This window comes from Sandarakinorhabdus sp. (assembly GCF_987265915.1).
Genome location: NZ_OZ503948.1, coordinates 2,034,941 through 2,048,570 on the forward strand (window position 1 = coordinate 2,034,941; position 13,630 = coordinate 2,048,570).

13 protein-coding genes are annotated in these 13,630 nt (G+C 64.9%); all 13 read right to left on the reverse strand.

The features are described 5' to 3' along the window. Positions 1-77 precede the first annotated feature (77 nt). The gene (locus tag AC6UUM_RS09925; RefSeq protein ID WP_500802118.1) at positions 78-1,511 is read right to left on the reverse strand and encodes an NAD(P)(+) transhydrogenase (Re/Si-specific) subunit beta; all 1,434 of its coding nucleotides are present in this window, start codon (positions 1,509-1,511) and stop codon (positions 78-80) included. Between the two features lie 15 nt (positions 1,512-1,526). Further along, on the reverse strand, positions 1,527-1,838 hold the full coding sequence (locus AC6UUM_RS09930; RefSeq protein WP_353198758.1) for an NAD(P) transhydrogenase subunit alpha part 2: 312 nt from the start codon (positions 1,836-1,838) through the stop codon (positions 1,527-1,529). A gap of 13 nt (positions 1,839-1,851) precedes the next feature. Further along, a complete protein-coding gene (locus tag AC6UUM_RS09935) occupies positions 1,852-2,979 on the reverse strand; it encodes an NAD(P) transhydrogenase subunit alpha (RefSeq protein WP_500802119.1) in 1,128 nt (375 codons plus the stop codon). Positions 2,980-3,010: 31 nt separating this feature from the next. Then, positions 3,011-3,136, reverse strand: coding sequence for an aa3-type cytochrome c oxidase subunit IV (locus AC6UUM_RS09940; protein ID WP_500802120.1), 126 nt, complete (start codon positions 3,134-3,136; stop codon positions 3,011-3,013). A gap of 117 nt (positions 3,137-3,253) precedes the next feature. After that, entirely contained in the window at positions 3,254-4,246 is a 993-nt protein-coding gene (gene folP / locus AC6UUM_RS09945; RefSeq protein WP_500802121.1) for a dihydropteroate synthase, read from the reverse strand. Then, positions 4,243-6,273, reverse strand: coding sequence for a M13 family metallopeptidase (locus AC6UUM_RS09950; protein WP_500804950.1), 2,031 nt, complete (start codon positions 6,271-6,273; stop codon positions 4,243-4,245). The genes folP and AC6UUM_RS09950 overlap by 4 nt, the downstream gene beginning before the upstream one ends. A 103-nt stretch (positions 6,274-6,376) precedes the next feature. After that, positions 6,377-8,410, reverse strand: a complete 2,034-nt coding sequence (locus AC6UUM_RS09955) for a M13 family metallopeptidase (RefSeq protein ID WP_500802122.1) — start codon at positions 8,408-8,410, stop codon at positions 6,377-6,379. Positions 8,411-8,505: 95 nt separating this feature from the next. Then, entirely contained in the window at positions 8,506-9,669 is a 1,164-nt protein-coding gene (locus AC6UUM_RS09960) for a site-specific DNA-methyltransferase (RefSeq protein ID WP_500804951.1), read from the reverse strand. Positions 9,670-9,850: 181 nt separating this feature from the next. Continuing rightward, entirely contained in the window at positions 9,851-10,417 is a 567-nt protein-coding gene (gene rnhB, locus AC6UUM_RS09965; protein ID WP_500802123.1) for a ribonuclease HII, read from the reverse strand. Positions 10,418-10,552: 135 nt separating this feature from the next. Beyond that, a complete protein-coding gene (gene thiD, locus AC6UUM_RS09970) occupies positions 10,553-11,722 on the reverse strand; it encodes a bifunctional hydroxymethylpyrimidine kinase/phosphomethylpyrimidine kinase (RefSeq protein WP_500802124.1) in 1,170 nt (389 codons plus the stop codon). Further along, positions 11,719-11,967: a DUF2442 domain-containing protein gene (locus tag AC6UUM_RS09975; RefSeq protein WP_500802125.1), complete on the reverse strand. Its 249-nt coding sequence runs from the start codon at positions 11,965-11,967 to the stop codon at positions 11,719-11,721. Before AC6UUM_RS09975 ends, thiD begins: the two co-directional genes overlap by 4 nt. A 1-nt stretch (position 11,968) precedes the next feature. Beyond that, complete coding sequence (locus AC6UUM_RS09980) at positions 11,969-12,193, reverse strand: DUF4160 domain-containing protein (RefSeq protein WP_500802126.1); 225 nt, start codon at positions 12,191-12,193, stop codon at positions 11,969-11,971. After that, positions 12,193-13,542, reverse strand: coding sequence for a phosphoglucosamine mutase (gene glmM, locus AC6UUM_RS09985; protein WP_500802127.1), 1,350 nt, complete (start codon positions 13,540-13,542; stop codon positions 12,193-12,195). Before glmM ends, AC6UUM_RS09980 begins: the two co-directional genes overlap by 1 nt. Between the last annotated feature and the right edge of the window lie 88 nt (positions 13,543-13,630).

Genomic DNA, 13,630 nt, shown 5'->3' on the forward strand with positions numbered 1-13,630 from the left:
TGGGCCGCCCTTTTTGGTCGCCGGCCGATCTTGCCGGAGTCGGCAAATAGCGCCGCTATTTGCACGCCCGGCTGCGATCAGTGCCCCAGCGCCTTGACGATATTCTCGACCATCTTCTTCGCGTCCGCCAACAACATCATCGTGTTGTCGTTGTAGAACACCGGGTTGTCCACGCCGGCATAACCCACGCCGCCCATCGAGCGCTTGATGAACAGCACGGTCTTGGCCTTCTCCACGTCCAGGATCGGCATGCCGTAGATCGGCGACGTCTTGTCGGTCTTGGCCAGCGGGTTGGTGACGTCGTTGGCGCCGATGACGAAAGCGACGTCGCACTGGCCGAATTCGCTGTTGATGTCTTCCAGTTCAAAGACTTCATCATAGGGCACATTGGCCTCGGCCAGCAGCACGTTCATGTGACCGGGCATGCGGCCTGCGACCGGGTGGATAGCGTATTTGACGCTGACGCCTTCCTTCTTCAGCAGCTCGCCCATTTCGCGCAGCGCGTGCTGCGCCTGGGAAACGGCCATGCCGTACCCCGGCACGATGATGACGCTTTCGGCATTCTTCATGATGAAGGCGGCATCGTCGGCCGAACCGGCCTTGTACGATTTCTGGATGGCCGAGCCGGCCGCAGCGGGCCCGCCGGCATCGGCACCGAAACCACCGGCGATCACGCTGATGAAGCTGCGGTTCATCGCCTTGCACATGATGTAGGACAGGATGGCGCCTGACGAGCCGACCAGTGCACCGGTGATGATCATGGCGGTGTTCTGCAGCGTGAAGCCCATCGCCGCGGCCGCCCAACCCGAATAGCTGTTGAGCATCGAGATGACGACCGGCATGTCCGCGCCGCCGATCGGGATGATCAATGTGACGCCGATCACGAAGCTGAGGCCCAGGATGATCCACAGCAACGGCCCCTGCCCCATGCCGGCGGCAGCATCAGTGGCAAACAGGCCGGTGAGCACGAGGATACCAACCAGAACGCCCAGGTTCAGCACATGGCGGCCCGGCAGCAGGATCGGCGAGCCCGACATGCGGCCCGACAATTTCAGGAAGGCGATGATCGAACCGGAGAAGGTGATCGCCCCGATGGCGACGCCCAGGCCGAGTTCGACACGCGACACGGTGAGCATGGCACCGGCGCTGTCCACAATGCCGAACGCCGCCGGATTGAGATAGGCTGAGCAGCCGACCAGCACCGCGGCCATGCCGACCAGGCTGTGGAAGCCGGCGACCAGTTCCGGCATCGCCGTCATCTGGATGCGCTGGGCCACGACCCAACCGATGCCGCCGCCGATGGCGATGGCGCCGATGATCAGCGGCAGGCCGGTGGGGTGGAGGATGAGCGAGGTGCCCACCGCCAGCGCCATGCCGATCATGCCATTGCGGTTGCCCGCCTGGCTGGTTTCCGGCGACGACAGGCCGCGCAGCGACAGGATGAACAGCACCCCGGCGGCAAGATAAGCGAGCACCGCCCAGGCGGGCGTGGCAGCGACTGCATGTTCCATTGTACTGCCCCTGCCTTACTTCGAAGCCGCCGGCTTCTTGTCTTTTTTCTTGTACATCGCGAGCATGCGCCGCGTGACGGCGAAGCCGCCGAAGATGTTGATGCTGGCCAGCACCACACCAGCCAAGCCCAGCCATTGCGACGGGCCGCCGCCTTCGGTGATCGCGCCCGCCGCCGCGGCGATCAGCGCGCCGACGATGATGACGGACGAAATGGCGTTGGTGACGGCCATCAGCGGCGTGTGCAGCGCCGGGGTGACCGACCACACGACATAATAGCCAACGAACACCGCCAGCACGAAAATCGACAGGATCGACAGGAAATCCATGGGTAGTGCCCCCTTAACCCAGCAGCCGTTCGTGGACGATCTTGCCGCCCTCGGTCAGCTTGATGCCCTTCACGATATCATCATCGGCGGGCCAGACGGCGGCTTTCGCCTCCTTGTCCCAGAAGGCGTTGATCATGTTGAACAGGTTGCGGCTGTACAGCGCGCTGGCATCGGGTGCCATGCGGCTAGCCGGGTTGCTGTGGCCGATGATCTTGACGCCGTGCCGCTCGACGATCTGGCCGGCCACCGCGCCTTCAACGTTGCCGCCGCTGTCCACCGCCAGATCGACGACGACACTGCCCGGCCGCATGCTGGCCAGCTGCGCATCGGTGATCAGGCGCGGTGCCGGGCGGCCGGGGATCAACGCGGTGGTGACCACCAGATCCTGCTTGGCGATATGGCTGGACACCAGCTCGGCTTGCGCCGCCTTGTATTCATCGCTCATTTCGGTGGCATAGCCGCCGGCGCCTTCGCCTTCGATGCCGGCGACCTTTTCGACGAAGATCGCCTTGGCGCCCAGCGATTCAATCTGTTCGCGGGTGGCGGAGCGCACGTCGGTGGCGGACACCAGCGCGCCAAGGCGGCGGCCGGTGGCAATGGCCTGCAGGCCGGCCACGCCGACGCCCATCACGAACAGGCGCGCGGCGCTGATCGTGCCGGCCGCGGTCATCATCATCGGGAAGGCACGGCCATAGGCTTCGGCGCCGTCAATCACGGCCTTGTAGCCGGCGAGGTTGGACTGGCTGGACAGCACGTCCATCGATTGCGCGCGGGTGGTGCGCGGCATGAATTCCATGGCGTAACCGATCAGGCCGGCGGCGGCATAGGCCTCGATCTTGGCGCGATCGTTGAACGGCGCCAGGATGGCGGCCACGATCGTGCCGGGCGTGATACCGGGCAGATCGGCCACGGCCGGGCCCTGCACGCCCATCACCATCTGCGCGCCGCCGATCACGTCGCTGCGGCTGGCGATCGTCGCGCCGGCAGCGATATAATCATTGTCGCTGATGCGCGCGCCGGCTCCGGCGCCGCTTTCGATGGCGACGCTGGCGCCCAGGCCAAGCAATTTCTTCACCGTTTCCGGTGTCGCGGCCACGCGCTGTTCGTTGGCCGCCGTTTCCTTCAGCACCGCAATTTTCATGATTCAGGCCCCCAGGCTATCGCAGTGCAGATCAGACCAGAAACACATAGAGCGCCAGCAGGACCGTGATCACGAAAATCGTGCCCCACTTGGTGAAGCCGGTGAAGCTGGAATAGGTCGAGCGATGTGCGTCGTTCTGCTGTTCGTTGCTGGCCATGACAGGCGAAACCTTCGATTGTTGCATGTGCACACGGCAATCCCCGCAGCCGTGCAGCCCAGCCTGTTAGCAGTTTGGGCGCGGCTGTGAAGGGGCAAATGGCTTTGCAGGCCCATCTCATCCGATTGCCGGGTGGCAGGCCGCCCACAACGCCAGCGCCTGCACCGTTTCCGGTACATCGTGGACGCGCAGGATTTGCACGCCGGCGGATGCGCCAGCCAACGCAATGGCCAGACTGCCGGGCAGGCGATCTTCGATGCCGACACCGCCAGAGATGGTGGAAATCAGCGATTTGCGGCTGGCCCCCAGCAGAATCGGCACGCCCAGCCCGTGGAACAGCGACAGCCCGCGCAGCAAGGCCAGATTGTGCGCCAGCCCCTTGCCAAAGCCGATGCCGGGATCGGCGATGATCTTGTCTGGGCTGATGCCGGCGGCGACCGCTGCGGCAATCCGTCCCTCCAGCCAGTCAAACACGTCGAGCAGCGCATCATCATAGCGCGGCGCGGCTTGCATGGTGGCCGGTGTGCCCTGGTGGTGCATCAACACCACGGGCGCGCCACGCGCCGCGACCAATGCCACCGCCGCAGCATCGTGGGTGAGCGCGCTGACATCGTTGACCAGGCAGGCCCCGGCATCGAGCGCGGCGGCCATGACGGCGCCTTTGCGCGTGTCGATGGAGACCGGCAGCCCGGCCAGCCCGGTCCACAGCGGCGCGAGCCGCGCCAGTTCGTCCGCCACCGGCAATTCCGCCGCGCCGGGGCGGGTGGATTCGGCGCCGATGTCGATCAGCCCGGCCCCTGCCCTGTGCATCGCATGGGCCGCCGCAATGGCCGCGACGGGTTCAGCATTGCGGCCGCCATCGGAAAAGCTGTCGGGCGTGATGTTGAGCACACCCATCACCAGCGGCAACGGCGCCGCGTATCCCAATTGCGCCAACACCGGACGCGGCCGCGTCAACCGGTACAGCCAATCAGCCGGCACATCCCCGGCCGCGACATGGCCTTCGCTGCCCGCCCGCGTCAGCACTTCGGCCCGCGCGAAACGGAAGGGGCCGCCGGCCAATGGCAACCCCTCTCCTTCGCTCAGGATTGGGCGAAAATAGCGCTTCACCACAGTCTGATGCGCTCTTCCGGCGGCAGGTAGAATTTCTCGCCCGGTTTTACGTTGAACGCCGTGTACCAGGCATCGAAATTGCGCACGACATAGGGACGGAAAAAGCCCGGCGTGTGTGGATCGGTGGCCAGTTGCTGCAGCACCGCGGCGTCGCGCCATTTCTGGCGCCACGCCTGCGCCCAGCTCAGGAAGAAGCGCTGATCGCCGGTGAAGCCTTCGATCACCTGGGGCTTCCTGCCCTTCAGGCTGCGCAGATAGGCGTCATGGGCGATGGCGACGCCGGCGAGATCGGCGATATTCTCGCCCAGGGTCAGCGCGCCGTTCACGCGGTTGCCGGGCACCGGTTCATAGGCACCATATTGTGTCACCACCTTGTCGGTTCTGGCCTTGAAGCGGCTGATATCCTCCGCCGTCCACCAATCCGCCAGCCGACCGGTCTTGTCATATTTGCGGCCCTGATCATCGAAATGATGGGTGATTTCATGGCCGATCACCGCGCCGATGCCGCCATAATTCACGGCGTCATCGGCAGCCGGATCAAACAATGGCGCCTGCAAAATGGCAGCCGAGAACACGATCTCGTTCCAGGCGCGATTGGCATAGGCGTTCACCGTCATCGGCGTCATCCGCCATTCGCTGCGATCCACCGGCTTGTTGAGCTGGGCAACCTGCTCGGCAAACTGGAATCGGGCGGCGCGGCGGGCATTGCCCAGCGCATCGCCGCGCACCACGGCCAAGGCGCTGTAATCCCGCCATTTGTCCGGATAGCCGATCTTGGGTGTAAAGGCGGCGAGCTTTTCGCGGGCGGCGATGCGGGTCTTGGGGTCCATCCAGGCCAGGGTGGACAGGCGGGCGTCCATGGCGGCGATGATATTCTTCACCAGCGCATCGACCTTGGCCTTGGCTTCGGGCGGGAAATATTGCGCGACATAGAGCTTGCCGACCGCGTCGCCGAGCGTCTCCGACGTCTGGTCCACACCCCGCTTCCAACGCGGCGCCAGTTCGGGCTGGCCGCTCAGCGTGCGGTTGAACAGCTCGAAATGGGCCTCGACAAACGCCTTGTGCAGATAGGGCGCGGCATTGATGATCGTGTGCACCGCCATATGATCCTTCAGCACGGCAAGATCGGTCGCGGCCATCAGCCGGGCGGTGCCTTCGATGGCGCTGGGCGTCGCCACGATCACATCGCCCTGCACCGGGATCGCACTGCCGGCGAGCAGCCGGTTCCAGTCCACCCCGGCAAAGCGCGCGGCGAGATCGGCAGACGGCACCGGATTATAGGTCCTTTCGGCCTGCCTGCGCTCGACGCGGGTCCAGTGGGTGCGCGCCAGTTCGGTTTCAAAGGCAAACACCGCTTCGGCGCGAGCGGCGGCATTGTCAAAGCCGGCCAGGCCCAGCAGCGTCGCCATGGTAGCCTTGTACTTGGCGCGGGCGGCGACGAAGTTGGGCTTTCTGTCATCCAGATAATATTCACGGTCCGGAAGGCCCAGTCCGGATTGCGTCAGCTCGGCCACATAGCGATCCGGGTTCTTCTGATCGACGGACACGCTCACGCCGATCGGGCCGGGAACGCCAGCCTGCAGGTTGCGGCCGAGCGCTTCGGCATAGTCCGCCCTGGATGCGATGGCAGCGATGGCCGCGAGCTCCGGCTGCAGGGGTGCGATGCCCTTGGCTTCGATTGCGGCTTCGTCCATGAAACTGGCGAAATAATCGGCGATCTTCTGGGCTTCGCTGCCAGGCGCGGCCGGCGCTGCGGCCAGTTTCTCAATGATGGCGCGCGAGCGCTCCTGGCTTAGATCGCGCAGGCGGCTGCCGACGCCGATGATGGTCTTGTCGGCCGGGATCTGCAGGCCGGCCAGATAGGTGCCAGAAGCATGGGCGGCGAAATCATCGCCTGCTTTCACGCTGCGGTTCATGCCCGCTGCGTCAAAGCCGAACGTGCCAAACTCGGGCTTGGCATCGGCGCTCAGGGCCGGGGCCGACAGGGTCAACAGGCTGCTGGCGAACATTATCGTGCGCAACATCATGAACTTTTCCTCGAAAGGTGAAGAGCAGCAGCATAAGCCATGCCACTGCCCCCTCACAAGCGCGCCAGCCGGGTGCGCCCCGGCCAACGCGCAGGCCCGTTTACCAAGGCCGCGCGCGCTGCTCCGGCGGCAGATACAGCTTGTCACCCGGCTTGACGCCAAAGGCCGCATACCAGCCATCATGGTTGCGCACCGCCTGTGCGCGATATTCCGCCGGGGAATGCGGATCGACAGTGAGCACCTGCATCAACAGCTCCGGGCGCATCTTGGCGCGCCAGGCCTGGCCATAGCCCAGGAAGAAGCGCTGTTCCGGTGTGAAGCCCGCGGTGGTGACATTGGCGGCCGGATTGGCCGTTCGGGCAAGCTGCCAGGCATCCCAGGCCACCAGCAGGCCGGCGATGTCGGCGATATTCTCGCCGAGCGTCAGTTCGCCATTCACCTTGCTGCCCGGCACAGGTTCATAGGCGCCATATTGCTTCACAACCACGGCCGCACGCTCTTCGAAGCGCTTGATATCCTGCGGATTCCACCAATCGGCGAGCCGACCGGTCTTGTCGTACTTGCGGCCCTGATCGTCGAAATGGTGCGTGATCTCGTGGCCGATCACGGCACCGATGGCCCCATAATTCACCGCATCATCGGCGCCCGCATCGAAAAACGGCGCCTGCAGGATGGCAGCCGGGAACACGATCTCGTTCCAGGTCGGGTTGGCATAGGCATTCACTTCCATCGGCGCCATATACCATTCGTTGCGATCGGCCGGCTTGCCGAGCTTGGCGAGTTCCTTCACGTGCTCGAATTCGGCAGCGCGCATGCGGTTGCCGACCGGATCGGCCTTGTCCACCACCAACGCACTGTAATCGCGCCATTGATCGGGAAAGCCGATCTTCGGCCGGAACGCTGCCAGCTTTTCGCGCGCCACGGCCCGGGTGGCCGGCGCCATCCAATCGAGATTGGCCAGCCGGCGATCCATGGCGGCGATGATGTTCTTCACCATCGCATCAATCTTGGCTTTGGCATCGGCCGAGAAATGCTTTTCAACATAGATCTGGCCAACGGCATCGCCCAGCGCGGCGCTGGTGGCGCCACCGGCGCGTTGCCAGCGCGGCCGCAGCTGCTGCTGCCCGGTCAATGCCTTGCTGAACTGGAATTGCGTATCAAGCACGGCCTTGGGCAGCACGCTCGACGCCCAGCCCATGGTGCGCAGCGCCAGATAATCCTTCCACACGGCCAGCGGCGCTTCGCCGATCAGTTTGGCGGTGCCGGCCACGGCGCTGGGCTGCGACACGATCAGTCGTGCCTGGCCGGCAACCCCGATGGGCCCCAGAAATGCCGGCCAGTCGATGCCGGGAAAGCGCGTGCCAAGCTCTGCCATGGCGACAGGATTGTACAGCTTTTCGGCCTGGCGGTTTTCCACGGACGACCAGTGCGCGGTGGCGATCCTGGTTTCCAGAGCAATAATCGCATCGGCGCGGGCGTCTGCACCCTGGATGCCGGCATGGCCCAGCATTGCGACAATATAGGCGCGATAGGCCGCACGTGCCTTGGCGAATTCGGGGTTCTTGGTGTCGAGATAATAGTCGCGATCAGGCAAGCCGAGGCCGCCCTGGCTCATGAACACGACAAACGCATCCGGGTCCTTGTCGTCCGCATTGATCGAGACGTTGATCGGGATCGACAGGCCCATGCGGCTCGCCTTGCCGAACGCGGCGAGCAATTGCGCCGGGGTGGAAATGGCGGCGATATCCTTCAGCAGCGGCTGCACCGGGGCAAGGCCGCGGGCTTCGATGCCCGCTTCGTCCATGAAGGCGGTGTAGTAATCGCCGACCTTGCGCGACACGCTGCCGGGCGCAGCCTTGGTGTCTGCGGCGGCGGCTTCGATGATGCTGCGCACCTGCGCGCGGGCCTTCTCATCGACGTCGATGGCCGCGCCGATATAGGCCTTGTCGGCCGGGAATTGGGTGCGCTTCATCCAGCTGCCGTTGACATAGGCATTGAAATCGTCGCCGGGCTTGATGCTGCTGTCCATTGCCGTGGTGTCGATGCCAAAACTGCCGATGGCGGCGGTGTCGGCGGCGACGGAAGGTGTGGCCAGCAAGGCGAACAGGCTGGTGGCAATCAATAATCTGCGCATGTGCATTCCCCATCAAGCTTCAGCGGCAATGCCGCCTTGATGGCCGGTGTATTACGCAGTCGATACGCGCCGGGCAAGAGCGCGGCGCAGGCGCGTCAGCCGGCCGCTGCCGTCGCCGCCCGATAGCTTTGGCGCGCGGTATCGATGGGCACCAATTGGCCATCGTCGGCTTCGATGTGCCAGAAGGTCCAGCCATTGCAGCTGGGCAGGCCCTGCGCAGCGGCGCCCATCTGGTGGATCGATCCGGTGCGCCCGGCCATGTCGAGGCTGCCATCGGCGCGGACCTGCGCGCCAAAGCGGCGGCCGGGGCCCCACAGGCGGGTGCCAGGGCGGACCATACCGCTTTCGACCAAGCTGCCGAACGCGATGCGCGGTTCGGCGCGGCGGCCGGCGCTGACGCTCGTGGCGCCGCCATCGAGCGCCAGAAGATTGTCGATGCGCTGCTGCGCAAGGCGGGCATAGTTCGCATCCCGTTCAATGCCGATCCATTGCCGGCCGAGCAGTTTGGCGACGGCGCCGGTGGTGCCGGTGCCGAAAAACGGATCGAGCACGATATCGCCGGGCCGGGTGCAGGCGACGAGGATGCGATACAGCAGGGCTTCGGGTTTCTGCGTCGGGTGCGCCTTGGTGCCAGCGTCTTTCAGCCGTTCATTGCCGTTGCAGATCGGGATCAACCAGTCAGACCGCATCTGCAGATCATCGTTCATCGCCTTCATGGCGTGATAGTTGAAGCAATAGCGGCTGTTTTCGGATTTCGACGCCCAGATCAATGTTTCATGGGCATTGGTGAAGCGCGTACCCTTGAAGTTCGGCATCGGATTGGCCTTGCGCCAGACGATATCGTTGAGGATCCAATAGCCTTCGTCCTGCAGTGCCGCGCCGACACGGAAGATATTGTGGTAGGAACCGATCGTCCAGATGGCGCCATCGGGCTTGAGCAGGCGGCGCGCGGCCTTCAGCCAGGCGCGGGTGAAATCATCATAGGTCTGGAAACTGGCGAACTTGTCCCAATCATCGTCACAGGCGTCGACTTGGCTGCCATCGGGCCGGCGCAGATCGCCGCCCAGTTGCAGATTATAGGGCGGATCGGCGAAGATCAGGTCAACACTGCCAGCCGGCAACGCGTTCATCGCCGCGATGCAATCGCCGATGATGATGCGGCCCGTTTCGATCTTCGGCGCCGTCTTGCGGCCTGATGCGCCGGTGTCGGCGGGCAAGCGCTCGGCATCGCGCAAATCCGTGTCTCTGAAACCAGCCATCATCCGCTCCACCAACCATGTGGACAAGGGATGATTCAGTGCGGAGTCGCGGTCAAGAATCATTTGGAATCAACAAGATTCCCTGATTCGCTGCGCATGTGAATCAAATCGGGAACGCCACCATATCTTGAGTCCCGGCAGCCCTGGGGGACTCAACCCCTAGTGGTGTGACTCAAAAGACTCACTGCGCCGATATTCGCAGCAGGGCGCGAATGGGGGCAAAGCTGCGGCGGTGGTGCGGGCAGATGCCGTGGATTTGCAGCGCCGCTGCGTGCGCCGCGGTGCCATAGCCCTGGTTGCTGGCCCAGCCATAATGCGGGTGCTGGCCATGCAGATCGGCCATGATGGCATCGCGCGTCACCTTGGCGATGATCGAGGCGGCGGCAATGGCCGGCACGCTGGCATCGCCGCCGATGATCGCCCGCGCCGGCCAGCGCCATTTCGGCAGGCGATTGCCATCAACCAGGATTTCGGCCGGATCGGTGCCCAAGGCTTCGACGGCGCGGGTCATGGCGAGATAGGTGGCCTGCAGGATGTTGAGCGCGTCGATCTCCGCCACGCTGGCCTGCCCGACGCCGATGAGCGCATCGCTGGCATGCAGGGCGGCGAAGATCTGTTCGCGGCGTTTGGCGGAGAGTTTCTTGCTGTCGTTGATGCCGGGCGGAATGGTGACGCGCAGCACCACGGCGGACGCCACGACGGGGCCGGCCCACGGGCCGCGCCCGGCTTCGTCAACGCCGGCGATCATGCGTCACCATGCCAGCCACCCCTCCGTCAGCCTTCGGCTGCCACCTCCCCTTGGAGGGGAGGATCAAACCGCTCCTCCCCTCCAAGGGGAGGTGGCACGGGAAGCGTGACGGAGGGGTGGCGCGCACTGCGCCGATCACACCCGCCACGGCGGAAAGCGGCGATTCTCGCCGGCCGCATAGAAGCAGATTTCGTTGCCCGCCGGATCGCGCAACCGCGCCTCACGCCACAACCAGGGTTCATCGCGCGGCATCTGATCGATCACCAGCCCGGCGGCCTGCAGTTCGGCCACCCAGCCATCGAGCCGCAGCGATTCCAGATAAATCACGCCGCCGCCTGGCGATCCATGGCCGACGTGGATCGACAAGGTCGTGCCATTGCCCGCCTCGAACCGGGCATAGCCATCCGCCGGGCTGTCCACGATCAGCCGCAAGCCGATCTGGCGATAGAATGCCACCGACGCGCCATAGTCCGTCGCCGGCAGGGTCACCTGATTGAGCACCGGCGCCGGGGCCGTGATGTCGTTCACCACCGCGCCATGCCCCAACGGGCCGTGTCCGGCGCCAAAGCCAGGCGCCGACAACAGGCCAAGCCGCACGAAACGCCGCGCCCGCGCCACCGCATCCGGCAAGGCCAGCCCCTGCCCCAAGCCGCAAGCCAGCGCACTGGCCAGGGTGCAGCCGGTGCCATGGCTGTGCCGCGTTTCGATGCGTGTGTCACTGAAGCCCTGGTGGCCGTGGCGCGTTACCAGCCAGTCGGTCAGCACATCGCCATCGAGATGCCCGCCCTTGGCCAGCACCGCCCGCGGGCCAGCATTGAGCAATTCCTGCGCCGCCAGCAGCATGTCGGCGCTGTCCTCGATCTCGGTTTCGGTAAGCGCGATCAGTTCGGGCACGTTCGGCGTGATCACCCGCGCCAGCGGCAGCAGGCGCTGCATCAGGGCCCACACTGCCTCCTCATCGATCAGCGCCGCGCCGCCCTTGGCGATCATCACCGGATCGAGCACGATCGGCACCGAAACACCGGCCAGCGCATCGGCCACCGCATTGATGGTGGCTTCGTTGCCGAGCATGCCGATCTTGATGGCATCCACGCCGATATCATCGATGCAGGCACGGATCTGCGCCGCGACGATGTCGGGCGGCACCGGGTGGATGGCGCTCACACCCAGCGTGTTCTGCACCGTGATCGCCGTCACCGCGGTCATCGCATAGCCGCCCAGCGCGGTGATCGTCTTTATATCGGCCTGCATGCCGGCACCGCCACCACTGTCCGACCCGGCGATGGCGAGGATGCGAGCTGTCATGCAGCGCCGCGCATCGGATTGGTCTGGTCGCCCAGACCGGCGAGCAGGCCCGCTACCGACACATCTTCATCCAGTTCCGGCCAATGGATGCCGCGCCGGCTCAGCTCAAATTGCTCGCGCTGCGCCGGGTTGGCCGCCAACAGGCGCGGGAACCAGGCCAATGGCACGCCAATGGTACGACCATCGGAAATGCCGACCCACATGGCATCAGCATCAAAGCGGACGCTTTCAGGCGAAAAACTCATGCTACACCCTTTCGATCCGATCGCGTTCAACCACAACCACCATCATCGTATCGCGCAATTCGCGCTGGCTCAGCCCATCATTATACGACAGCCGGACGAACGGGTGCAGCCAGTATTTGGCTTCATCGCGGCCGCGGCGCACATGGACATGCGGCGGTTCTCGCGGTGTGCCCTCGTTGGCGTAAAAGAAATATTTCCGACCATCGCGGCGGAAGACTTCCGGCATCACACCACCGCCGCCACGGCCGCGCAGATATCGTCCACAACCGCCGTCACCAGCGCCTTGTCTTCGCCTTCGGCCATCACGCGGATCAGCGGCTCGGTGCCGCTCTTGCGAATGAGCAGGCGGCCGCTGCCGGCCAGCCGCGCTTCGCCGCCGGCAATCGCCGCCTTCACCGTCTCGGCCTCCAGCGGCGCCCCGCCCTTGAAGCGGACATTCTTCAGCAGTTGCGGCAACGGATCGAACAGGTGCAGCAATTCGCTGGCGCTGCGCCCCGTCGCCACCAGCGCGGCCAGCACCTGCAGCGCCGCCACCAGGCCATCGCCGGTGGTGGCATGATCGGCCATGATGATATGGCCGGATTGTTCGCCGCCCAGGTTGCAGCCCTGCTCTCGCATCAATTCCAGCACATGGCGATCGCCCACCGCAGCGCGCAGCATGCCGATCCCCTGCCCGGCCAGAAACCGCTCCAGCCCCAGGTTGGACATCACTGTCGCCACCAGCGCGCCGCCCTTCAGCGTGCCCGCCGCGGCCGCGCGCGACGCGATCAGCGCCATCAACTGATCGCCATCGACGATCTGGCCCTTTTCATCGACGACGATCAGCCGATCGGCATCGCCATCCAGCGCGATGCCGATGTGCGCGCTGGTTTCCAGCACCTTCATCTGCAACGCCTTCGGGTGGGTGGAACCGACATCGGCATTCACATTGAAACCATCCGGTGCCACGCCGATTGCAATCACCTCTGCGCCCAATTCCCACAGCGCTGCCGGCGCGACGCGATAGGCCGCGCCGTGCGCGCAATCGATGACGATCTTCAGGCCATCGAGCCGCAGATGTTCGGGAAAGGTCGCCTTGGCAAAGTGGATATAGCGGCCCTGTGCATCATCGATACGCCGCGCCCGGCCGATGGCGCGCGGTTCGGCCAGCGGGATCTCTTCTTCCAACAGCGCCTCGATCGCCGCCTCGTCTTCGTCGGACAATTTATAGCCATCGGGGCCGAACAACTTGATGCCATTGTCGGCATAGGGATTGTGGCTGGCCGAGATCATCACGCCCAGATCGGCCCGCATCGACCGGGTGAGCATCGCCACCGCCGGGGTGGGCATGGGCCCGAGCAGCGTAACATCCATGCCGACGCTGGTGAAGCCGGCGGTGAGCGCCGATTCCATCATGTAGCCCGACAGGCGCGTATCCTTGCCGATCACCACCCGGTGCAGATGCTGCCCGCGCAGGAAATGCCGGCCGGCGGCCTGGCCCACCTTCATGGCGATGGCCGCGGTCATCGGCGGGGTGTTGGTTCGCCCGCGGATGCCATCGGTGCCGAAATAGCGGCGCTGCTGCTTTGCTGTCATGGCCGGCTATTAGCGCGCCATCGCGCATTTGCCAAAGCCCGAACCACATCCATGCAGCTGGCGGAAATCGGCCATGGCGTTTGCCCGC

What these genes read in the sequence shown, in the direction of transcription:
- AC6UUM_RS09975 (WP_500802125.1), bottom strand. Translation starts at nt 11,967, where the DNA reads ATGAGTTTTTCGCCTGAAAGCGTCCGCTTTGATGCTGATGCCATGTGG.
- AC6UUM_RS09960 (WP_500804951.1), bottom strand. Translation starts at nt 9,669, where the DNA reads ATGGCTGGTTTCAGAGACACGGATTTGCGCGATGCCGAGCGCTTGCCC.
- AC6UUM_RS09940 (WP_500802120.1), bottom strand. Translation starts at nt 3,136, where the DNA reads ATGGCCAGCAACGAACAGCAGAACGACGCACATCGCTCGACCTATTCC.
- AC6UUM_RS09950 (WP_500804950.1), bottom strand. Translation starts at nt 6,273, where the DNA reads ATGTTGCGCACGATAATGTTCGCCAGCAGCCTGTTGACCCTGTCGGCC.
- AC6UUM_RS09925 (WP_500802118.1), bottom strand. Translation starts at nt 1,511, where the DNA reads ATGGAACATGCAGTCGCTGCCACGCCCGCCTGGGCGGTGCTCGCTTAT.
- AC6UUM_RS09955 (WP_500802122.1), bottom strand. Translation starts at nt 8,410, where the DNA reads ATGCGCAGATTATTGATTGCCACCAGCCTGTTCGCCTTGCTGGCCACA.
- AC6UUM_RS09980 (WP_500802126.1), bottom strand. Translation starts at nt 12,193, where the DNA reads ATGCCGGAAGTCTTCCGCCGCGATGGTCGGAAATATTTCTTTTACGCC.
- AC6UUM_RS09935 (WP_500802119.1), bottom strand. Translation starts at nt 2,979, where the DNA reads ATGAAAATTGCGGTGCTGAAGGAAACGGCGGCCAACGAACAGCGCGTG.
- glmM (WP_500802127.1), bottom strand. Translation starts at nt 13,542, where the DNA reads ATGACAGCAAAGCAGCAGCGCCGCTATTTCGGCACCGATGGCATCCGC.
- thiD (WP_500802124.1), bottom strand. Translation starts at nt 11,722, where the DNA reads ATGACAGCTCGCATCCTCGCCATCGCCGGGTCGGACAGTGGTGGCGGT.
- AC6UUM_RS09930 (WP_353198758.1), bottom strand. Translation starts at nt 1,838, where the DNA reads ATGGATTTCCTGTCGATCCTGTCGATTTTCGTGCTGGCGGTGTTCGTT.
- rnhB (WP_500802123.1), bottom strand. Translation starts at nt 10,417, where the DNA reads ATGATCGCCGGCGTTGACGAAGCCGGGCGCGGCCCGTGGGCCGGCCCC.